General features: G+C 65.7%; 16 protein-coding genes. 10 read left to right on the top strand and 6 right to left on the bottom strand.

Annotation, left to right across the window (positions count from 1 at the left end; translation table 11 throughout):
* Window positions 1–46: 46 nt before the first annotated feature.
* Window positions 47–1,039, top strand: coding sequence for a tripartite tricarboxylate transporter substrate binding protein BugE (locus ACF8NF_RS03445; protein WP_012207270.1), 993 nt, complete (start codon window positions 47–49; stop codon window positions 1,037–1,039).
* Window positions 1,039–1,944: an N-formylglutamate amidohydrolase gene (locus tag ACF8NF_RS03440; RefSeq protein WP_016451031.1), complete on the top strand. Its 906-nt coding sequence runs from the start codon at window positions 1,039–1,041 to the stop codon at window positions 1,942–1,944. The genes ACF8NF_RS03445 and ACF8NF_RS03440 overlap by 1 nt, the downstream gene beginning before the upstream one ends.
* On the opposite strand, the gene ACF8NF_RS03435 is transcribed toward ACF8NF_RS03440, so the two are convergent.
* The 6 genes from ACF8NF_RS03435 to ugpB all read right to left on the bottom strand — a co-directional run bounded on the left by ACF8NF_RS03435 (window position 1,941) and on the right by ugpB (window position 9,630).
* Window positions 1,941–4,367, bottom strand: a complete 2,427-nt coding sequence (locus ACF8NF_RS03435; RefSeq protein WP_310041519.1) for a DUF3772 domain-containing protein — start codon at window positions 4,365–4,367, stop codon at window positions 1,941–1,943. The genes ACF8NF_RS03440 and ACF8NF_RS03435 overlap by 4 nt on opposite strands.
* 150 nt (window positions 4,368–4,517) lie before the next feature.
* Window positions 4,518–5,282 carry a glycerophosphodiester phosphodiesterase gene (ugpQ, locus tag ACF8NF_RS03430; RefSeq protein ID WP_016445664.1) on the bottom strand — a complete coding sequence of 255 codons (765 nt, stop codon included), beginning with the start codon at window positions 5,280–5,282 and terminating at the stop codon, window positions 4,518–4,520.
* A 90-nt stretch (window positions 5,283–5,372) separates the two neighbouring features.
* Window positions 5,373–6,383: a sn-glycerol-3-phosphate ABC transporter ATP-binding protein UgpC gene (gene ugpC / locus ACF8NF_RS03425; protein ID WP_016445665.1), complete on the bottom strand. Its 1,011-nt coding sequence runs from the start codon at window positions 6,381–6,383 to the stop codon at window positions 5,373–5,375.
* A gap of 86 nt (window positions 6,384–6,469) precedes the next feature.
* On the bottom strand, window positions 6,470–7,318 hold the full coding sequence (gene ugpE, locus ACF8NF_RS03420; RefSeq protein ID WP_016445666.1) for a sn-glycerol-3-phosphate ABC transporter permease UgpE: 849 nt from the start codon (window positions 7,316–7,318) through the stop codon (window positions 6,470–6,472).
* A 2-nt stretch (window positions 7,319–7,320) separates the two neighbouring features.
* The gene (ugpA, locus tag ACF8NF_RS03415; RefSeq protein ID WP_016445667.1) at window positions 7,321–8,202 is read right to left on the bottom strand and encodes a sn-glycerol-3-phosphate ABC transporter permease UgpA; all 882 of its coding nucleotides are present in this window, start codon (window positions 8,200–8,202) and stop codon (window positions 7,321–7,323) included.
* Between the two features lie 123 nt (window positions 8,203–8,325).
* Entirely contained in the window at window positions 8,326–9,630 is a 1,305-nt protein-coding gene (gene ugpB / locus ACF8NF_RS03410) for a sn-glycerol-3-phosphate ABC transporter substrate-binding protein UgpB (RefSeq protein ID WP_012207263.1), read from the bottom strand.
* A 421-nt stretch (window positions 9,631–10,051) separates the two neighbouring features.
* Here ugpB and ACF8NF_RS03405 point away from each other — a divergent pair, with 421 nt between their 5' ends.
* From ACF8NF_RS03405 to ACF8NF_RS03370, 8 genes are all read left to right on the top strand, one after another.
* Window positions 10,052–13,966 carry a DUF3683 domain-containing protein gene (locus tag ACF8NF_RS03405; protein WP_016445668.1) on the top strand — a complete coding sequence of 1,305 codons (3,915 nt, stop codon included), beginning with the start codon at window positions 10,052–10,054 and terminating at the stop codon, window positions 13,964–13,966.
* On the top strand, window positions 13,966–14,421 hold the full coding sequence (locus tag ACF8NF_RS03400) for an HIT family protein (protein WP_016445669.1): 456 nt from the start codon (window positions 13,966–13,968) through the stop codon (window positions 14,419–14,421). The genes ACF8NF_RS03405 and ACF8NF_RS03400 overlap by 1 nt, the downstream gene beginning before the upstream one ends.
* 10 nt (window positions 14,422–14,431) lie before the next feature.
* Window positions 14,432–14,854 carry a gamma-butyrobetaine hydroxylase-like domain-containing protein gene (locus ACF8NF_RS03395; RefSeq protein WP_392450050.1) on the top strand — a complete coding sequence of 141 codons (423 nt, stop codon included), beginning with the start codon at window positions 14,432–14,434 and terminating at the stop codon, window positions 14,852–14,854.
* 239 nt (window positions 14,855–15,093) lie between these two features.
* Entirely contained in the window at window positions 15,094–15,825 is a 732-nt protein-coding gene (ubiE, locus tag ACF8NF_RS03390; protein WP_012207259.1) for a bifunctional demethylmenaquinone methyltransferase/2-methoxy-6-polyprenyl-1,4-benzoquinol methylase UbiE, read from the top strand.
* A gap of 53 nt (window positions 15,826–15,878) precedes the next feature.
* Window positions 15,879–16,901, top strand: coding sequence for a Tim44 domain-containing protein (locus ACF8NF_RS03385; RefSeq protein WP_016445672.1), 1,023 nt, complete (start codon window positions 15,879–15,881; stop codon window positions 16,899–16,901).
* Between the two features lie 30 nt (window positions 16,902–16,931).
* Window positions 16,932–17,570, top strand: coding sequence for an SCP2 domain-containing protein (locus ACF8NF_RS03380; RefSeq protein ID WP_026062830.1), 639 nt, complete (start codon window positions 16,932–16,934; stop codon window positions 17,568–17,570).
* A complete protein-coding gene (gene ubiB / locus ACF8NF_RS03375; protein ID WP_392450048.1) occupies window positions 17,567–19,132 on the top strand; it encodes a ubiquinone biosynthesis regulatory protein kinase UbiB in 1,566 nt (521 codons plus the stop codon). The genes ACF8NF_RS03380 and ubiB overlap by 4 nt, the downstream gene beginning before the upstream one ends.
* Before the next feature lie 58 nt (window positions 19,133–19,190).
* Window positions 19,191–20,639 carry a sodium:solute symporter family protein gene (locus tag ACF8NF_RS03370; protein WP_016445675.1) on the top strand — a complete coding sequence of 483 codons (1,449 nt, stop codon included), beginning with the start codon at window positions 19,191–19,193 and terminating at the stop codon, window positions 20,637–20,639.
* The last annotated feature ends 138 nt before the right edge of the window (window positions 20,640–20,777 follow it).

The raw sequence follows: 20,777 nt of genomic DNA, 5'->3' as shown, positions 1-20,777 counted from the left end.
CCCTGCCGCAGGCCGCTCTTTCATCCATCACGAGAGGAAACACACCATGGCAATGCGCCGCACCCTGTTGTCCAGCCTGGCCGCCTGCGCCGCCACTGCTCTTTTGGCTCCCGTCGCCTGGGCCCAGGGCCCGGCTGCCGACTATCCCAGCCGGCCGATCCGCCTGGTCGTGCCGTTTGGTGCGGGCGGCTCCACCGACATGGTGGCGCGTCTGCTGGCCGAGAAGATGAGCGTGATCCTGGGCAAGTCCGTGGTGGTGGACAACCGGGGCGGGGCGGGCGGCTCCATTGGCGCCTCCGAAATTGCGCGTGCTGCGGCCGATGGCTACACCATCGGCATGGCCACGGTGAGCACGCATGGCTCCAACCCGGCCATCTTCCGCAAGCTGCCCTACGACCCGATCAAGGATTTCGCGCCCATCACCAATGTGATGTCCGTGCCCAGCGTGTTCGTGATCAACGCCAGCGTGCCCGCCAAGACCATGAAGGAGTTCATCGCCCTGGCCAAGGCCAACCCGGGCAAGTACAGCTTTGCCTCGCCGGGCACAGGTTCCCTGGGCCACGCCAACATCGAGAATTTCATGAACCTGGCCGGTATCGACCTGCTGCACATCCCCTACAAGGGTGCGGGCCAGGCCATCACCGACGCGCTGGGCGGCCAGGTCAATGCCATGACGGACAACCTGCCCTCCACGCTGCCCCACATCAAGGACGGCAAGCTGCGCCCGCTGGCCGTGCTGGCCTTCAAGCGCGCCGACGTGCTGCCCGACGTGCCCACCTACACCGAGCTGGGCTTCCCGCAGATGGGCGACGGCGGCTGGTTCGGCCTGGTCGCACCTGCCGGCACGCCGCGCCCCATCATCGACAAGCTCAATGCGGCTGCGCACAAGGCCATGGCCATGCCTGACTACCTGGAAAAGCAAAAATCCATCTCGGGCGAGTCCATGGGCAACACGCCCGAGGAATTTGCCAAGCAGATCAAGGCCGCCATCGAGCGCTACACGGCCGTGGCCAAGCGCGCCAACATCAAGCTCGACTGATGGACCGCATGGCACAGACCGATTTCCTGCGCCCCCGGCCGGACACCCCGGTCGTGGTGCATCCCGCCACCGGCGAGGTGCTGCCCATCGTCTGCGACTCGCCGCACAGCGGCACGTCCTATCCCGAGGATTTCGGCCATGCCGTGCCCATGTCCCTGCTGCGCCGTGGCGAGGACACGCATGTGGCCGCGCTCTGGGACCGGTGGCCCGCGCATGGCGCGACGCTGATCGAGGCCACCTTTCCGCGCACCTACATCGACCCCAACCGCAGCGAGGCCGACCTGGACCCGGCCCAGATCGACGGCCAGTGGCCCGTGCCCCTGGCGCCCAGCGTCAAGACGCGCCAGGGCCTGGGCCTGATCTGGCAGCGCATCAGCCGCGACGGCGTGGCAACGCCGCTGTATGACCGTCCGCGCACGGTGGCCGAGGTGGAGCACCGCATCGCGCGCTACTGGCGCCCCTACCATGCGGCGCTGGCGCAGGCCATCGATGGCAGCGTGCAGCGCTTTGGCGGCGTCTGGCACCTGAACCTGCACTCCATGCCCAACGATGTCTACAAGCGCCTGGGCCGTACCGACGCGCCGCCGCTGGCCGACTTCGTGCTGGGCGACCGCGACGGCACGACCTGCGCGCCCGAGTTCATCCAGCTGGTGGGCGAGACGCTGGCGGGCTTTGGCTACAGCGTGGCCTACAACGAGCCCTACAAGGGCGTGGAGCTGATCGGGCGCATAGGCCAGCCGCACCTGGGCCGGCACAGCCTGCAGATCGAGATCCGCCGCCCGGTCTACATGGACGAGGACACGCGCGAGCCCAATGCGGGATTCGAGCCGCTGCGCGGCCATCTGCGTGAGCTGATGGCCGTGGTCGCGGCGCATGTGCGATCGGAAATGGCAAGGCGCGGCTAGGCCTGGCTGGCCGGATCACCGGGCACGGTCGGCGTGCCCGGCGTGCCCGGCGTACCTGTCACCACGGGTGCCGCCACCGAGGTGGTGGCCGGTGGCGACAGGTACAGGCCTGCGCCTTTGAGCGAGGCCAGGATGCTGAACAGCACATCGCTGCGCACGCCACCCGCATTGCGCGGATTGCCGACGTAGCCGATGGCCAGGAAGGTCAGCGTGCCGTTGGCGATGCCTTCGAGCTGCACCAGGGGCTCGGGCGTGTCCAGGATGCCTTCATGCGCGCGAAAGGCTTCCAGGATCAGGGTGCGCATGCGCTCGGCATCGGTGTCCAGCGGTGCGGGAAGGCGCAGCAGCACCCGCCCGGGCGCGCCGGCCAGCGTCATGTTGCGCACGGTCTTGGTGATGAATTCCGAGTTGGGCACGATGACGGTGGAGCGGTCGCCCAGCTGGATCTCGGTCGCGCGCACGTTGACGCGGCGCACGTCGCCCTCGGTATCGCCCAGCACCACCCAGTCGCCCACCTTGACGGGCCGCTCGGCCAGCAGGATCAGGCCCGAGATGAAGTTCTGCACGATGGCCTGCAGGCCGAAGCCAATGCCCACCGACAGCGCGCTGGCCACCCAGGCGATGCGCTCCACGCTGATGCCCAGCCCCGCCAGCGCCACGGCCACCACGAAGATGCCGCCCACATAGCCCAGCAGCGTGGTGATGGAGCTGCGCATGCCAGGCTCCAGCGAGGTGTTGGGGAAGTAGCGGTCCGTCAGCCAGCGCTTGATCACGCGGATCACGATCAGGCCCGTGACGATCACCGCAAACGCGGTGAACAGGGCCTGGGGCGCCATGGTGAAGTCGCCCACCTTGAGGCTGTGATTGACCGTGCTGCCGCGGCGGAACACCTCGTCGGGCCCCGTGCCCAGCGGGGCCAGCAGGGCGATCACCATGTAGAACAGCAGGGCCACGCGCAGCAGGCCCGAGACCAGGACCGAGGCCTGGTCCAGCAGCCGGCCCTCAATGCCCAGGCCCTGGTTCAGCCGGGTGCCGAAGCTGCCCTTGGACGACAGAAGGGCCTCGCACAGATCGTCGCCGAGCTGGAACAGCAGGTAGGTGGTGGCAAAGACCACGCCGGTCCACACCATCTGGCGTGCCAGCGTGCCGGCCAGCGCCACATAGCCGGTCACGGCCAGTGCAATGGTGGCAATGCTGGCCACCGCCGCGCAGGCCACGAGCAGTCCCACCCACAAGGGCCGGGGCGGCGCGGGCTCCGCCTGGGCGCCGTCTTCCTGCGCTACTGGCGCCGGCGCGCGCAGATGCCGCAGGGCCAGCATGACCACGGCCGAAATCAGCAGGGCCGACAGGGCGTGCACCGTGACCTCGGCGGCCAGGCTGGCGCCGATGATGGCGTTGACCTCGGTCACCAGGCCGTTGATCGCGGCACCTGCCGCAATCCACCAGGGGTAGGGGCTGAGCCGCTCGGCCAGCTCGTCCGACACGCCGGGCAGGCGCCATGAGCTGCGCTTGCGCGACAGCAGGGTCTGGCCCAGCGACACCACGAAGGCGCCGAACAGCGTGACCTGCACGCTGGCCTTGGCCAGCGCGTCCAGCGACTCGCCGAAGCCATCGCTGGCCTTGAGCACGCTCCAGGCCAACTGCGCCGCCAGGCCGATCAGCAGCGTGTTGATCACCACCGTGGCTGCCGCGCGCAGCGAGCGGCGCAGGCGGCCGCTGGGCAGGCGTGCGGGCGCGGCGCGCACCAGCAGGCGCTCGGCCAGCCAGGGGCCGAGCAGGGCGATCAGCAAGGCAGCGGCCAGGCTGGCGATAAAGCCGCCCCGGCGATCGGAGGCCAAGGTAGAGCTCACCGATTGGCGCAGCTCGCGCCCCAGCCCCTGCAGGCGCGCCGCGTCCAGGGGCGCGGCGGTGCTCAGATTGCGCCAGAAGGGGCGGCCCAGCGGTGAATCGGTGCGGGCCGTCAGCGCGGCCTGGAATTGCTCGCGGCGCTGGCGTATCAGCTCGTTGCCGCGCTGGTCGGCATCGACCGACACCAGCCGCGCGAGTTTGAGTTCGGAATCCACGGCACTGCGTTGCTTGGCCAGGCTGGCGCGCTGCTCGGCCACATCGGGCGCATCGGCGGGGGCGCCTTTTTCGGGTGCTGGTCCCAGGCCGGCCAGGCGCGAATCGATATCGGCCAGTTCCTCGGTGCGGCGGGCCGCCACCTGGTCGGCTGCCGTGCCAATGGCTGCAGCCTCGTCCAGCAGCTTGCGGCCGTCATCGTCCTCGGCCAGCTTGCGGGGAATGGCGTCCAGCTGCTTGCGCAGATCGTCTACGCTGGGCAGGGCGGGCCGGCCGTCTTCTGCGGTCGCGCCCGCGGCTGTGGCGCCGTCCTGGGCCAGGGCCGGGCCGGGTGCAGACAGGAGCAGCATCGCCAGAGCCATCAGCCAGATGGCCAGGCATGGGCGAAGGGCCTGTGCCCACGTGGGGCGCTGCGGAAGAGGGCTGCAGGGCGGTGTCATGGACGCACATTGTGCGGCGGGCCGCTGCAGCGGTTGTTTCCAAAGGTCCGGCCCCGCCAGCCGGCAGCCGTCTCAGCGCGATGCGGGACTGAACATATCGACACGGTCGGTGATGACGCCGTCCGTGCCCAGGTCGATCAGGCGCTGTGCGGCCCATTCGTCGTTGACCGTGTAGCTGCTGCAGCGCAGGCCCGCGCCATGCACCTTGGCGACCAGGGCTGCATCCCACAGCGCGTGGTTGAGCACCATGGCTGCGCAGCCCAATTCCAGCGCGGTGCGCAGGTCGGCGTCGCCCGTGGCGTCTGCCAGCCTGTCCACCAGCAGGCCGCGCGGAATGTGGGGCGCCGTGTCGCGTGCGCCCTTGAGGGCATCGGTCTTGAACGAGGTGAACAGCGGCGGGACCCGGTCCTGGGGCCAGATGCGGTTCATCAGCTCGCCCGTGGCGCGGCCCGTGGCCTCTTCCTGGCCGGGCGTGGGCTTGATCTCCACGTTCAGGAAAAAGTGGTTGGCCAGGCACCAGCGCGCCAGGGCTTCCAGCGTGGGCAGGGCCTCGCCCGCGTAGGCGCGCGAATGCCAGCTGCCGGCGTCGAGCTGGGCGATCTCGCCCATGGACAGGTCGCCACCCGTGCCGTGGCCGTTGGTGGTGCGCTCCAGCGTGGCGTCGTGCATCAGGAACAGCACGCCGTCGGCAGACAGCTTGGCATCGCACTCGAACATGCGATAGCCGTGCGCGGCGCCCAGGCGGAAAGCGGCCATGGTGTTTTCGGGCGCCAGCTTGCCGGCGCCACGGTGGGCCACCCACAGGGGGTAGGGCCAGGATTTCAGGTTCTCGGTCATGGCGAGTCCGTCAAAAGAAGGGAGCTTGGATGGAAAAAGAGAGCCTCTGGGGCTCTCTTGGAAAAGGTCGGAGAGCCGGCCTTCAGGGGATCAGATCCGCTTGCCGCTTTCTGCGTCGAACCAGTGCAGGCGACGCTCTTCGGAAGGACGCACGCGCATGGTCTCGCCGGACTTGGGGAAGGGCGCGCCTTCGTCGATGCGTACCGTCATCGTCTCGCCATTGAGCGAACCATAGACCAGGCGCTCGGCGCCCAGCATTTCCACGGTGTCCACCTTGATTTCCCAGCCGCCTTCGTTGACGACGACCAGGTGCTCGGGGCGGATGCCCAGGATGCGGCCGGCCGTGCCGCCGGGCGCGTTCTTGAGCAGGTTCATCGGGGGCGAGCCGATGAAGCTGGCCACGAAGGTGGAGGCAGGCGTGTGGTAGACCTCTTCGGGCGTGCCGAACTGTTCCATCACGCCGCCGTTCATGACGATCATGCGCTGGGCCAGGGTCATGGCCTCGACCTGGTCGTGGGTCACGAACAGGCTGGTGATGCCCAGCTCGGCGTGCAGCTTCTGGATCTCGATGCGGGTCTGGCCGCGCAGCTTGGCGTCCAGGTTGGACAGCGGTTCGTCGAACAGGAAGACCTTGGGCTGGCGCACGATGGCGCGGCCCATGGCCACGCGCTGGCGCTGGCCGCCCGACAGCTGGCGCGGCTTGCGGTCCAGCAGGTGCGACAGCTCCAGGATCTTGGCGGCCTTGTCCACGCGGCGCTTGATCTCCTCGGGCGGCACCTTGGCGATCTTCAGGCCGTAGGCCATGTTCTCGTAGTTCGACATATGCGGGTACAGCGCATAGTTCTGGAACACCATGGCGATGTCGCGCTTGGCCGGTTCCACGTCGTTGACGACCTTGTCGCCGATCAGCAACTGGCCGTCGGAGATCTCTTCCAGGCCCGCCACCATTCGCAGCAGGGTGGACTTGCCGCAGCCCGAAGGGCCGACGATGACGACGAACTCGCCGTCCTGGATTTCGGCGTTGACGCCGTGCAGTACCTGGTTGGCCGACGGGCCGTGGCCGTAGCGCTTGATCAGGTTGCGAAAGGAAATGGATGCCATACGAAGATTCTGGTTGAGTCGCAGAGCGAAGGGCGCTGGCGCTTGCTCTGCGGGGTTCTATACGGTGGGTGAGGGCGGTGGACGGCTTACTTTTCGGTGTCCACCAGGCCCTTGACGAACCAGCGCTGCATCAGGATCACCACGGCAGCGGGCGGCAGCATGGCCAGCAGGGCCGTCGCCATCACCACGTTCCAGTCGTTGCCGGTATCGCCGCTGGCCACCATGCGCTTGATGCCGATGACCACGGGGTACATGTCTTCCGAGGTGGTCACGAGCAGCGGCCACAGGTACTGGTTCCAGCCGTAGATGAACTGGATCACGAACAGCGCCGCGATCGAGGTCTTGGACAGAGGCACCAGCACATCCTTGAAGAAGCGCATGGGGCCGGCGCCATCGATGCGGGCGGCCTCCACCAGCTCGTCCGGCACCGTCAGGAAGAACTGGCGGAACAGGAAGGTGGCCGTGGCCGAGGCGATCAGCGGAATCGTCAGGCCGGCGTAGCTGTTGAGCATGCCCAGCGTGGAGACGACTTCGTAGGTGGGGCCGATGCGCACTTCCACGGGCAGCATCAGGGTCACGAAGATCAGCCAGAAGCAGATCTTCTTGAACGGGAAGCGGAAGTACACCAGTGCGAAGGCCGACAGCAGCGAGATCGCGATCTTGCCCACGGTGATCACCATGGCCGAGACGAAGCTGATCCACATCATGCGTGCCACGGGCGCGCTGGAGCCAGGGCCCGAGCCGCCGAACAGCGCGGCCTTGTAGGTTTCCCAGAAGTTGCTGCCGGGCACCAGGGGCATGGGCACCTGGATGATGTCCTGCGGCGTGTGCGTGGAGGCCACGAAGGCCAGGTACAGCGGAAAGCCGACAATCAACACGCCCAGCACCATGATCAGGTGCGAGAAAAAGGTCAGAAGAGGACTGCGTTCAACCATGATCAGTACTGCACTTTCTTCTCAACATAGCGGAACTGGATCACGGTGAGTGCAACCACGATCACCATCAGCACGACGGATTGGGCGGCCGAGCCGCTCATGTCCATGGCCTTGAAGCCATCGTGATAGACCTTGTAGACCAGGATGGAGGTGTCCTGGCCCGGACCGCCCTGGGTCGTGGCGTCCACGATGCCGAAGGTGTCGAAGAAGGCATAGACCACGTTCATCACCAGCAGGAAGAACGTGGTGGGCGACAGCAGCGGGAACTGGATGTCCCAGAAGCGGCGCATGGGGCCCGCGCCGTCGATGGCGGCGGCCTCGATCAGCGACTTGGGGATGGACTGCAGGCCCGCAAGGAAGAACAGGAAGTTGTAGGAGATCTGCTTCCAGATCGCGGCGATGACGATGAGCGTCATGGCGTTGCCGGAGTTCAGCAGGTGGTTCCAGTCATAGCCGATCATGCGCAGCGCATAGGCCACGACGCCGATGGACGGCGAGAACATGAACACCCACAGCACGCCTGCCACGGCGGGCGCCACCGCATAGGGCAGCAGCAAGGCGGTCTTGTAGGCGAGCGCACCCTTGATCACGCGGTCCGCAAAAATGGCCAGCATCAGCGACAGCGCGATGCCGAACACCGCCACCAGCAGGGAAAAGATGGCCGTGGTCTTGAACGAGGCCAGGTAGGCAGGGTCATCCAGCAGATGCTGGAAGTTGGCGAAGCCCACCCATTCGGTGGAAAAGCCAAACGTATCCTGCGCCTGGAAAGACTGCACGATGGCCTGGCCTGCGGGCCAGAAAAAGAAGACCAGCACGATGACCATCTGTGGTGCTATCAGCAGCCACGGCAGCCAGGCGGATCGAAAAAGAACGCGTTTTTCCATGACGGAACTCGGTAGAACAAAACAGCCCGCAAACCGGATGGCCGTGGGGCCGCCGGTTGCGGGCCTGTGATGCACGGTGCGGGCTGCCTGCGCAGCGGCCACGCCGCAGATCACATGGGAGGATTACTTGTTGGCCCGGGCGAAGCGGCCCAGTTGCTCGTTGCCACGGGTGACAGCGGTGTCCAGTGCCTGCTGGGGAGTCTTCTTGCCGGTCCAGATCTGTTCGGTTTCCTCATCGATGATGGTGCGGATCTGAACGAAGTTGCCCAGGCGGATGCCGCGCGACTTGTCGGTGGTCTTGCGGATCATCTGCGTCACGGCGGTGTCGGTGCCGGGATGCTTTTCGTAGAAGCCCGAAGCCTCGGTCAGCTTGTACGCAGCGGTGGTCACGGGCAGATAGCCGGTGCGCTGGTGGCTGGCGGCCTGGATCTTGGTGTTGTTCAGGAAGTTGAAGAAGTCAGCCACGCCCTTGTAGCGTTCGGCGCTCTTGCCAGCCATCACCCACAGGGAAGCACCGCCGATGGCCGTGTTCTGGGGGGCGCCCTTCACATCGGCGTAGTAGGGCAGCTGCGACTGGCCGAAGGCGAACTTGCCTTCCTTGACCACGCGGGCGTACAGGCCGGAGGAGCCCGTGATCATCGCGCACTCGCCGGAAGCGAAGGCGGCGTCGGGCACGTTGCCGCGGCCCTTGTAGACGAAGCTGCCGTCCTTGGCGGCCTTGGCCAGGTTCTCGAAGTGCTTGACGTGCAGCGGCGAGTTGAACACCAGCTTGGCATCGGTGCCGTCAAAGCCGTTGTTCTTGGTTGCGTACAGGGTGTTGTGCCACAGCGAGAAGCTCTCCAGCTGGGTCCAGCTCATCCAGCTCGTGGTCAGTGCGCAGCGGTGGCCGGAGGCCTTGAGCTTTTCAGCGGCGGCGAACACTTCGGGCCAGGTCTTGGGCGGCTTGTTCTCGTCCAGGCCAGCCTTCTTGAAGGCGTCCTTGTTGTAGTAGAAGATGGTGGTCGAGCTGTTGAGCGGGTAGCTCATCATCTGGCCGTTGGGGGCGGTGTAGTAGCCGGCCACGGCGGAGATGTACTCGCCCTGGTCGAACTTGAAGCCGCCGTCGTTCATGACCTTGGTGACCGGAACCACGGCACCCTTGGAGGCCATCATGGTGGCCGTGCCCACTTCGAAGACCTGCAGGATGTCAGGTGCATTGCCGGCGCGGAACGCGGCGATGGCAGCTGTCATGGACTCGTCATACTGGCCCTTGTAGGTCGGCACGATCTTGTACTGGGTCTGGCTGGCGTTGTACTCCTTGGCCAGGTCGTTCACCCAGTCGCCCAGGGCCGCGCTCATCGAGTGCCACCACTGGATTTCGGTTTGGGCTTGTGCCGAGATGGTGGTGGCCGCGATCGCGGCCGCCATGGCCAGTTGCTTCAGTTGCATGAGGACTCCTCTAGTTCGGTGACGGTTTCAGACCGCTGCCACGGTAAGGCAGGGGCATGACATGTCTGTGTCATTGTTTTCGGATGCTTCTTACCGCACTACAGGCCAAACCCGGTGAGCCGCTGGTCCCGTATGTCAGTCGTGTGACAAAAAATGACACGCGAAGCGGCGCTATTTTAGGTCAATACCATTTCGTTTCAAAAGCACGGGTTGTTCGTATTGGCTCGTTTGTGCTCTTTCTGTATAAGGCCGGTTCGCCGGGGCGTGTCTGCCCCGTGGTGTTGGCGAGGGCTGGCGTCTCAGGGCAAGACGGCGAGCCGCCCAGAGCCCCGTAGGAAGCGGGCCTTCGAGGGGCTCGCTTAAAATTGCGCTCCCACTTGGCTTAGCGGCGCCCCTAGAGCGCCAGACACGGTCTACCCCCATGAATGTACCGATTGCGTTGGCGGCCCTGCAGGCACAGGCAGCCGAACCTGCACGTCTGCGAGAGATTCCCTACAACTACACCTCGTTTTCCGATCGCGAGATCGTGATCCGCCTGCTGGGTACTTCCATGTGGGATGTGCTCAACCAGCTGCGCCAGGAGCGGCGCACGGGCCGCTCCGCCCGCATGCTCTACGAGGTGCTGGGGGACATCTGGGTCGTCCAGCGCAATCCCTACCTGCAGGACGACCTGCTGCACAGCCCCGATCGCCGCAAGGCGCTGGTGGAAGCACTGGAGCACCGCCTGGGCGAGATCGACAAGCGCCGTGCTCCGCAGCAGGACCCCGTGCGCGATGCGCTGGTGGGCCAGCTGGTGGATGCGGCGCGCCGCGCCGTGCATGAGTTCAACGCCACCTTCGTCGAGGCCGAGCAACTGCGCCGCCGGGTGCAAAAGAGCCTGGGCCGCCACACGGCCAAGGACAACATCAAGTTCGACGGCCTGTCGCGCGTGGCCCATGTGACGGACGCCACCGACTGGCGCGTCGAGTACCCCTTCGTCGTGCTCACCCCCGATACCGAAGCCGAGATGGCCGCCCTGGTGCGTGCCTGCATCGAGCTGCGCCTGACCATCATTCCGCGCGGCGGCGGCACGGGCTACACGGGCGGCGCGATCCCGCTGACCTGGCGCAGCGTGGTGATCAACACCGAAAAGCTCGAGGCCATGACGGAGGTGGAGATGCGCCGCATCCCCGGCGTGGACCACGAGGTGCCCACCATCTTCACCGAGGCCGGAGTGGTCACGCAGCGCGTGGCCGATGCGGCCGAGCGCGCGGGCTTCGTCTTCGCCGTGGACCCCACATCGGCCGAGGCCTCGTGCATCGGCGGCAACGTCGCCATGAATGCGGGCGGCAAAAAGGCCGTGCTCTGGGGCACGGCGCTGGACAACCTGGTGTCCTGGCGCATGGTCACGCCCGATGCGCAGTGGCTGGAAGTCACGCGCGTGGGCCACAACCTCGGCAAGATCCATGACGCCGAGATGGCCAGCTTCGAGCTGCAGTACTTCGAGGCCGACGGCAAGACCCCCATCCGCAGCGAGCGGCTGGACATTCCCGGCCAGAAATTCCGCAAGGAAGGCCTGGGCAAGGACGTGACCGACAAGTTCCTGTCGGGCCTGCCCGGCATCCAGAAGGAAGGCTGCGACGGCCTGATCACCAGCGCGCGCTGGGTGGTGCACCGCATGCCCGAGCACACGCGCACGGTCTGCATGGAGTTCTTCGGCAACGCCAAGGACGCCGTGCCCAGTATCGTCGAGATCAAGGACTTCATGTTCGCCGAGCAAAAGCGCTCGGGCGTGCTGCTGGCCGGCCTGGAGCACCTGGACGACCGCTACCTGAAGGCCGTGGGCTACGCCACCAAGAGCAAGAAGGGCAACGGCCATCTGCCCAAGATGGTGCTGCTGGGCGACATTGCCGGCGACAACGCCGACGATGTGGCCCGCGTGGCCGCCGAGGTGGTGCGCATCGCCAACTCGCGCAACGGTGAGGGCTTCACCGCCGTCAGCGCCGAGGCGCGCAAGAAATTCTGGCTGGACCGCAAGCGCACGGCCGCCATCTCGCGCCACACCAACGCCTTCAAGATCAACGAAGACGTGGTGATCCCGCTGCCCCGCATGTGGGAGTACACGGACGGCATCGAGCGCATCAACATCGAGCTGTCGCTGCGCAACAAGCTCAAGCTGTGCGACGCGTTGACGGACTTCTTCCAGCACGGCGACCTGCCCCTGGGCAAGCAGGACGATGCGGGCGACATCCCTTCGGCCGAACTGCTGGAGGACCGCGTGCAGCAGGCCCTGGCCCTGGTGGCCGACGTGCGCACGCTGTGGCAGGGCTGGCTGGACAACGTGGAAAACCTCTTCCAGCAACTGCAGGATCACACGCTGCGCGCGAGCTGGAAGACCCAGCTGAAGGCGCCCATGGCCCAGATCTTCGCGGGCGCGGCCTTCCAGCCGCTGCTGGCCGAAGTCAACGCCATTCACCAGCGCGTGCTCAAGGGCCGTGTCTGGGTGGCGCTGCACATGCACGCCGGCGACGGCAACGTGCACACCAACATTCCGGTCAACAGCGACGACTACGAGATGCTGCAGACCGCCCATGAGGCCGTGGCGCGCATCATGGTGCTGGCCCGCCATCTGGACGGGGTGATCTCGGGCGAGCACGGCATCGGCATCACCAAGCTGGAATTCCTCAGCGACGACGAACTGGCGCCCTTTGCCGCCTACAAGCAGCGCGTGGACCCCGAAGGCCGCTTCAACAAGGGCAAGCTGATCCGCAACGAGAAGCTGCAGGCCGTGGTGGGCCAGAGTCATGACGGCCGCTCGCCGCGCGAATCGCTGATGTTCGCCGACCTGACCAACGCCTACACGCCCAGCTTCGGCCTGATGGGGCACGAGTCGCTGATCATGCAGCAAAGCGACATTGGCGCCATTGCCGACTCGGTCAAGGACTGCCTGCGCTGCGGCAAGTGCAAGCCCGTGTGCGCCACCCATGTGCCGCGCGCCAACCTGCTGTACAGCCCGCGCAACAAGATCCTGGCGACCTCGCTGCTGGTCGAAGCCTTTCTGTACGAGGAGCAGACGCGCCGCGGCGTGTCGCTGCGCCACTGGCAGGAGTTCGAGGACGTGTCGGACCACTGCACGGTCTGCCACAAGTGCTTCAACCCCTGCCCGGTGAAGATCGACTTCGGCGACGTGACCATGAACATGCGCAATCTGCTGCGCAAGATGGACAAGAAGAGCTTCCGGCCCGGCAACAAGCTGGCCATGGCCATGCTCAACGCCACCAATCCGGACACCATCAAGTTCATGCGCTCGGCCATGGTCGGCGTGGGCTTCAAGGCCCAGCGCCTGGCCTCCGACGTGCTCCACAGCCTGGCCAGGAAGCAGACCCAGCATCCGCCGGCCTCGGTGGGGCGTGCGCCGCTCAAGGAGCAGGTGATCCACTTCGTCAACAAGAAGCTGCCGGGCGGCCTGCCCAACAAGACGGCGCGTGCCCTGCTGGACATCGAGGACAAGGACTACGTGCCCATCATCCGCAGCCCGCAGACCACGAACGCGGACACCGAGGCGGTGTTCTACTTCCCCGGCTGCGGCTCCGAGCGCCTGTTCAGCCAGGTGGGCCTGGCCACCCAGGCCATGCTCTGGCATGCCGGCGTGCAGACCGTGCTGCCACCGGGCTACCTGTGCTGCGGCTATCCCCAGCGCGGCAGCGGCCAGTTCGACAAGGCCGAGAAGATGATCACGGACAACCGCGTGCTCTTCCACCGCGTCGCCACCACGCTCAACTACCTGGACATCAAGACCGTGGTGGTCAGCTGCGGCACCTGCTACGACCAATTGCAGGGCTACGAGTTCGGCAAGATTTTCCCGGGCAGCCGCATCATCGACATCCACGAGTACCTGCTGGAAAAGGGCGTGACGCTGCAGGGCAAGGAGGGCTACCTCTACCACGACCCCTGCCACTCGCCCATGAAGCTGCAGGACCCCATGAAAACCGTCAAGGCCTTGGTCGGCGATGGCGTGATCAAGAGCGAGCGCTGCTGCGGCGAATCGGGCACGCTGGGCGTCACGCGCCCCGACATCTCCACGCAGATCCGCTTCCGCAAGGAAGAGGAACTCAAAAAGGGCGAGGCCGCGCTGCGCGCCAGCGGCGCCCTGGCCGAGAAGGACAACGTGAAGATCCTCACCAGCTGCCCCAGCTGCCTGCAGGGCCTGTCGCGCTACGGCGGCGACATGAACAACGGCCTGCTGGAGGCCGACTACATCGTGGTCGAGATGGCGCGCCAGATCCTGGGCGAGAACTGGATGGCCGAATATGTTCAGCGCGCCAACGCCGGCGGCATCGAACGGGTTCTGGTCTGATGGCTGCTTCCGCTTCCTGCCCCCTGTGCGCCACAGAAGGCGGCCTGCCCGTCTGGCGCGGCCGGCGCCTGCGAGTGATCCGCGCCCAGGAAGAGGGCTTCCCGGCCTTCTACCGCGTGGTCTGGAATGCGCATGTGGCCGAGTTCTCCGACCTGGATGCCGCCGACCGCCAGCACTGCATGGATGCCGTGGTCGTGGTCGAGCGCGTCTTGCGTGAGCGCCTTGCGCCGGCCAAGATCAACCTGGCGGCGCTGGGCAACATGGTGCCGCACCTGCACTGGCATGTGGTTGCGCGCTTCGAATGGGACAGCCATTTCCCGGGCTCGGTCTGGGCTGCTGCCCAGCGCCCGCGCAATGGCGAGCGCGAGGCCGAGGTGGCAGCGCGCTTGCCAGCCATAGAAACGGCGCTGTCGCAGGCATTGGATGCCTGGCAGCAGCACCCCGCCACTGAATGAGGAGCACCGCATGGCCGGCCTGACCCCTGACACCCCAACTCCCGAAGCCCTGACCGTGCACGGCGCATCGCGCGTGCTGGAAGTGGCCTATTCCGATGGCGCAAGCTTTCGCATTCCCTTCGAGCTGCTGCGCGTGTACTCCCCCTCGGCCGAGGTGCAAGGCCATGGCCCGGGCCAGGAAGTGCTGCAGACCGGCAAGCGCGACGTGGCCATCACGGCCATCGAGCCCGTGGGCAACTACGCCATCAAGCCCTTCTTCAGCGACGGGCATGAAAGCGGCCTGTACACCTGGGAATACCTCTACGAACTGGGTCGCCGCCAGGACGAGTTCTGGGCGCGGTACCTGGACCGGCTACAGGAGTCCGGCATGGACCGCGACACGCCCATGCCCGGCAAGGCCGGCGGCGGCGGGCACGGCTGCGGCAGCCACTGACGCAGTACGCACGCAGGGGCAGGGGCGCGGCGTCTGCCGCGCCGTTCCCACAGCGCCACATTCAGGACCTTTGCACAGCACAGGGTTATTGGGGGTGGTGCTATATTAAAAATAGCTTGAAAGTCTTTGTTTGAAGGCGTTTCAAGCTGTTTGTTCTTGATAACCCTTGCCCGGCAAAGCCCGTGGCCACACGGGGTTGTCGCTGTACGCATTACTACTGCTTGCTTAGCATCGTTGTTATGAGCACCACACATTTCGGATTCCAGTCGGTGGACGAGCGCGAGAAGGCCAGCCGCGTGCGCGGCGTGTTCGACTCGGTCGCTTCGCGCTACGACGTCATGAACGACCTGATGTCGGGTGGTCTGCACCGTGCCTGGAAGGCCTATACGGTGATGGTGGCCAATCTCAAGGAAGGCGACAAGGCGCTGGACATCGCGGGCGGCACGGGCGATCTGGCCCTGGCCTTCGCCAAGAAGGTCGGCTCCACCGGCCAGGTGGTGCACACCGACATCAACGAAGCCATGCTGCGCGTAGGCCGGGACCGGCTGATCAACAAGGGCGTGATCCTGCCCACCATGGTCTGCGATGCCGAGGCCCTGCCGTTTCCGGACAACCATTTCGATCTGGTCAGCGTGGCCTTCGGCCTGCGCAACATGACGCACAAGGATGCGGCGCTCAAGGAAATGAACCGCGTCCTGCGCCCCGGCGGCAAGCTGCTGGTGCTGGAATTCTCCAAGGTGGCCAAGCCCCTGGAGAAAGCCTACGACTGGTACTCCTTCAAGATTCTTCCGGCCATGGGCAAGCTCGTGGCGGGCGATGACGCCAGCTACCGCTATCTGGCCGAGTCCATCCGCATGCACCCCGGCCAGGAAGATCTCAAGCGCCTGATGCAGGAATGCGGCTTCGGCCATGTGGACTATCACAACATGACGGGCGGCATTGCCGCGCTGCATGTGGGAATCAAGTGCTGAGCGCGTGAGGTGCTCGGTGAGGTGACGGCAACACGATTATTCGAGGAGATGACATGAAAAAGCTATGGTCTATGGTCTTGGTTGCGATGCTGGTGGTGGTCCACGGCACGGCCGACGCCAAGCGCATGGGCGGTGGCGGATCGGTGGGCAAGCAGTCGAGCAACGTGACGCAGCGTGAAGCCGCGCGCGCGCCGACACAGAACACGCCGCCGCAGAACGCCGCCACACAGAACGCTGCAGGCAAGCCGGCCACTGCACCGGCAGCTGCTCCCGCCAAGAAGCCCTGGGGCGCCATGCTTGGCGGCCTGGCCGCTGGCCTGGGCCTGGCCTGGCTGGCGAGCTCGTTGGGCCTGGGCGCCGCCTTCGGCCAGTTCCTGCTGATCGGCCTGCTGGCCCTGGTCATCATGGTGGTGGTGGGTATGGTCATGCGTTCGCGCCGTGCAGCGGCTGGCGCGCAGCAGGCATCGTCCAGCCCCTTTGCCTTCCAGAACGCAGCGCCTGCCGGTGCCGGCAATATCGGTGGCAACGTGGACAGCGCACCGCTGGCACGCCAGTACAACCCCGAGAAGGTCGGCAACGACGCATCGGCCCGTCCCTGGGAGCAGAACCATCAGCCGGCCGCCCTGGCTGCAGGCTCGGGCTCCGGCGTGCAGATCGGCTCGGCCCTGGCAGGCTCGCAGAACTGGGGTGTGCCTGAAGGCTTCGATACCGAGGGCTTCCTCACCGCTGCCAAGCGCAACTTCGTCACGCTGCAATCGGCCTGGGACCGCTCCGACATCGCGTCGCTGCGCGCCATGATGACCGACGAGATGCTGACCGAGATCCGTGGCCAGCTCAGCGAACGCGAGGCCCAGCGTCCCGGCCAGCCCAACCAGACCGACGTGGTCATGATCGACGCCCAGCTGCTGGGCATCGAGGACCTGGGCAATGACTACATGGCCAGCGTGGAATTCTCGGGCATGATCCGCGAAGACGCCTCGGCAGGTCCCACACCCTTCCGCGAAGTCTGGAACATGACCAAGCCCAAGAGCGGCAGCAGCGGATGGCTGGTCGCCGGAGTCCAGGCATTGCAGTAATTCCTCTCACTTCGGGAATAATCGGGGACTATGGCAACACAGTCCCCTTTTTCTTTCCTGAACGGCCTCATGGAACGCGTGATGGCCGGCCCGCAACCGCCGCAATGGCTGGTCAGCGAGGTGCATCAGCGCATCGTGCTGTTCCTCAACCATGTGCTGATGCAGGAAAAGGAGGCCACCGAGCGCCTGGTGCGGCAAAAGGGCCGCGTGGCGCGCGTGCAGTGGCGCGGCTACTCCATGGCCCTGCAGATCACGCCGGCCGGCCTGTTCAACGTGGCGCCTGAAGACGCGCAGCCCGATCTGCTGCTCGAAGTGACCGAGACCTCCGCACTGGCCCTGGCCCAGGTGGCCCTGCGCGGCGACAAGCCCTCCATCCGCATCGAAGGCGACGTGCAACTGGCCGCCGACATCAACTGGCTGGTGGACCACGTCGAATGGGATGTGGAGGAAGACCTCGCCCGCATCATCGGCGATGCGCCCGCGCACACCGTGGCCAAGGTGGCCCGCAGCGCTGCCCAGGCACTGCGCCAGTTCGTGGGCGCCCGCATGGCCGGCAAGCCCGATGCCGATGCCCCCGCCCCTGAAGCCGCACGTTCGGCAGCGCCCGCCAGCGCGCCCGTTGGTTCCCCCGTGGTGTCCCTGCCCGGTTTCGAGAACGACAAGCCATGAGCCGGTTTCTTCGCGGGCTGACCATCCTCTGGGTGGTGTTCCGCTACGGACTCGACGAGCTGGTGCTGTCGAGCTTCGAGCATCCCTGGATGCGCCGCGCACGCGCGGTGCTCACCCTGGGCCGCCGGCTGGACAAGCCGCGCGGCCAGCGCCTGCGCGAGGCGCTGGAGGAGCTGGGCCCCATCTTCGTGAAGTTCGGTCAGGTGCTGTCCACGCGCAGCGACCTGATGCCGCCCGACGTGGCCGAGGAGCTGGCCCGGTTGCAGGACCGCGTGCCGCCCTTCGATTCGCAGATTGCGGTGGACACCATAGAGCGTGCCTTCCGCAAGAAGCTGGGCCAGATCTTCGTGAGCTTCGAGCGCGAGCCGGTGGCCAGTGCCTCCATCGCGCAGGTGCACTTTGCCGTGATCAGCGACCGCAACGGCGTGCAGCGCGATGTGGCCGTCAAGGTGCTGCGCCCGGGCATGAAGGCCGTGATCGACAAGGACCTGGCGCTCATGCACATGATGGCGCGCTGGGTCGAGCGCCTGTCGGCCGACGGCAAGCGCCTCAAGCCCCGCCAGGTCGTGGCCGAATTCGACAACTACCTGCACGACGAGCTGGACCTGATCCGCGAAGCCTCCAACGCCGCGCAGCTGCGCCGCAACATGGAAGGCCTGGACCTGGTGCTGATCCCCGAGGTGTACTGGGATTTCTGCCGCAACGACGTGATGGTCATGCAGCGCATGAAGGGCGTGCCCATCAGCCAGGTCGAGCGCCTGCGCGAGGCCGGGGTCGACATCCCCAAGCTCGCACGCGACGGCGTGACCATCTTCTTCACTCAGGTGTTCCGCGACGGTTTCTTTCACGCCGACATGCACCCGGGCAACATCATGGTCAGCCTGGAGCCCGAGACCTTCGGGCGCTATATCTCGCTGGACTTCGGCATCGTCGGCACGCTGACCGAGTACGACAAGGAATACCTGGCGCAGAACTTCACGGCGTTCTTCCGCCGCGACTACAAGCGCGTTGCCGAGCTGCACATCGAAAGCGGCTGGGTGCCGCCGAGCACGCGCGTGGACGAGCTGGAAGCCGCCATCCGCGCGGTGTGCGAGCCGTATTTCGACCGTCCGTTGGCAGAGATCTCGCTGGGCATGGTGCTGATGCGCCTGTTCCAGACCTCGCGCCGCTTCCATGTCGAGATCCAGCCGCAGCTGGTGCTGCTGCAAAAGACGCTGCTCAACATCGAAGGCCTGGGCCGCCAGCTGGACCCCAATCTGGACCTGTGGAGCACCGCCAAGCCCTTCCTCGAAAAATGGATGCTGGACCAGATGGGCCCGCAGCGGCTGTGGCGCGAGCTGCAGGCCGAGGCGCCGCGCTACGCCAAGCTCATTCCCGAGCTGCCGCGCCTGATCCATCGCCGGCTCACGCGCAACTCCGGCGAGCACGACGAACTGCTCAAGGAACTGCTGCAGCAGCAAAAGCTCACCAACCGCCTGCTTCAGGCCATCGTCAGCGCGGGCATAGGCTTTGTGATCGCGCTGATCCTGCTGCAACTGGTGGTGCGCCTGCGCTGGTACTGAGAACACCGACGGGTTTCAAGCCCTCTGACTTTTCCCACTTTGAATCAGGAGTGCCAGCGTGCTGCTCTCAATGGTGATCGCCTACCTGTTCGTGACCATAGCCATTGGCCTGTGGGCGGCCAGGCGGGTCAAGAACACGGCCGACTTTGCAATTGCCGGGCGCCATCTGCCCATGTACATGATCATCACCACCACGTTTGCCACGTGGTTCGGCTCGGAGATCGTGCTGGGCGTGCCCGCCAAGTTCATCGAGGGCGGCCTGCGCGGCGTGGTCGAGGACCCGTTCGGCGCGGGCATGTGCCTGATCCTGGTGGGCCTGTTCTTCGCGGGCAAGCTGTACCGCATGACGCTGCTGACCATCAGCGACTACTACCGCCACCGCTATGGGCGCTCCATCGAGATCGTCTGCTCGCTGATCATCATGCTCAGCTACCTGGGTTGGGTCTCGGCCCAGGTCACGGCGCTGGGCCTGGTTTTCAACCTGCTGTCGGGCGGTACGGTCAGCATTCCCGTGGGCATGGCCATCGGCGTGGTGTCCATCCTGGCCTACACGCTGTTCGGCGGCATGTGGTCGGTGGCCGTGACCGATTTCCTGCAGATGATCATCCTCGTGGTCGGACTCGTGGTACTGGCCTGGTTTGCGGGCGACATGGCCGGTGGTGCCGACAAGGTCATCGACCTGGCCGTGAGCCGCGACCTGTTCCAGTTCTGGCCCGAACCCAGCTGGCATGACATCCTCTTCTTCTTTGGCGCGGCCATCACCATGATGCTGGGCTCCATCCCCCAGCAGGACGTGTTCCAGCGCGTGATGTCGGCCAACAGCGAAAAGGCCGCCACGCGCGGTACCGTCATCGGCGGCACGGCCTATATCTTCTTTGCCTTCGTGCCCATGTTCCTGGTGACCAGCGCGCTGATCATCATGCCGCAGGAGGCGGCGGAACTGCTCGGGCAGGACCCGCAGAAGGTGTTGCCCACCCTGGTCATGGACAAGATGCCCTTCGTCATGCAGGTGCTGTTCTTCGGCGCGCTGCTGTCGGCCATCAAGTCCTGTGCCTCGGCCACGTTGCTGGCACCCAGCGTGACTTTCACCGAGAACATCTGGCGCCAGTTCCGCACCCAGGCCAGCGACCGGGAAATGCTGCTGGCCATGCGCATCAGCGTGCTCGTCTTCAGCATCTGCGTGCTGGCCTACTCGATCAAGATGGAAGGAACGCCCATCTATGAGTTGGTCTCCAGCGCCTACCAGGTGCCGCTGGTCGGTGCTTTCGTACCCCTGGTCTTCGGGCTGTACTGGAAGCGCGCCACCACGCAGGGCGCCATTTGCGCCGTGGCACTGGGCATTGGCGTGTGGGTGGTCTTCATGGCCACGCCGGCTTTGCACGAGGCATTTCCGCAGCAATTGGCGGGACTGCTGGCGGCTGTGACGGGGATGTTGGCCGGGTCACTGGCACCCCAGTGGCTGGCCAATCGCAGCGCAGACATTCTTGAGTTCAGGCCCGAAAGGTAAACGCATGCCTGAATGTGACCTGGAAAACAATTGATCACAATTATCGATAGTTATTTTCTATAAAGTTGGCGCTTGGGATCATGGAGGTCCCAAGATGCTGACATGTGCGGTATGAAGCACAGATCCTGACAGTACGGC

It is taken from the genome of Delftia sp. WSY_22, from assembly GCF_043104185.1.
Taxonomy (GTDB): Bacteria; Pseudomonadota; Gammaproteobacteria; order Burkholderiales; family Burkholderiaceae_C; genus Comamonas; species Comamonas tsuruhatensis.
This window is presented reverse-complemented; position numbering and strand designations above follow the sequence as displayed.

What these genes read in the sequence shown, in the direction of transcription:
- ACF8NF_RS03445 (WP_012207270.1), top strand. Translation starts at nt 47, where the DNA reads ATGGCAATGCGCCGCACCCTGTTGTCCAGCCTGGCCGCCTGCGCCGCC.
- ACF8NF_RS03440 (WP_016451031.1), top strand. Translation starts at nt 1,039, where the DNA reads ATGGACCGCATGGCACAGACCGATTTCCTGCGCCCCCGGCCGGACACC.
- ACF8NF_RS03435 (WP_310041519.1), bottom strand. Translation starts at nt 4,367, where the DNA reads ATGGCTCTGGCGATGCTGCTCCTGTCTGCACCCGGCCCGGCCCTGGCC.
- ugpQ (WP_016445664.1), bottom strand. Translation starts at nt 5,282, where the DNA reads ATGACCGAGAACCTGAAATCCTGGCCCTACCCCCTGTGGGTGGCCCAC.
- ugpC (WP_016445665.1), bottom strand. Translation starts at nt 6,383, where the DNA reads ATGGCATCCATTTCCTTTCGCAACCTGATCAAGCGCTACGGCCACGGC.
- ugpE (WP_016445666.1), bottom strand. Translation starts at nt 7,318, where the DNA reads ATGGTTGAACGCAGTCCTCTTCTGACCTTTTTCTCGCACCTGATCATG.
- ugpA (WP_016445667.1), bottom strand. Translation starts at nt 8,202, where the DNA reads ATGGAAAAACGCGTTCTTTTTCGATCCGCCTGGCTGCCGTGGCTGCTG.
- ugpB (WP_012207263.1), bottom strand. Translation starts at nt 9,630, where the DNA reads ATGCAACTGAAGCAACTGGCCATGGCGGCCGCGATCGCGGCCACCACC.
- ACF8NF_RS03405 (WP_016445668.1), top strand. Translation starts at nt 10,052, where the DNA reads ATGAATGTACCGATTGCGTTGGCGGCCCTGCAGGCACAGGCAGCCGAA.
- ACF8NF_RS03400 (WP_016445669.1), top strand. Translation starts at nt 13,966, where the DNA reads ATGGCTGCTTCCGCTTCCTGCCCCCTGTGCGCCACAGAAGGCGGCCTG.
- ACF8NF_RS03395 (WP_392450050.1), top strand. Translation starts at nt 14,432, where the DNA reads ATGGCCGGCCTGACCCCTGACACCCCAACTCCCGAAGCCCTGACCGTG.
- ubiE (WP_012207259.1), top strand. Translation starts at nt 15,094, where the DNA reads ATGAGCACCACACATTTCGGATTCCAGTCGGTGGACGAGCGCGAGAAG.
- ACF8NF_RS03385 (WP_016445672.1), top strand. Translation starts at nt 15,879, where the DNA reads ATGAAAAAGCTATGGTCTATGGTCTTGGTTGCGATGCTGGTGGTGGTC.
- ACF8NF_RS03380 (WP_026062830.1), top strand. Translation starts at nt 16,932, where the DNA reads ATGGCAACACAGTCCCCTTTTTCTTTCCTGAACGGCCTCATGGAACGC.
- ubiB (WP_392450048.1), top strand. Translation starts at nt 17,567, where the DNA reads ATGAGCCGGTTTCTTCGCGGGCTGACCATCCTCTGGGTGGTGTTCCGC.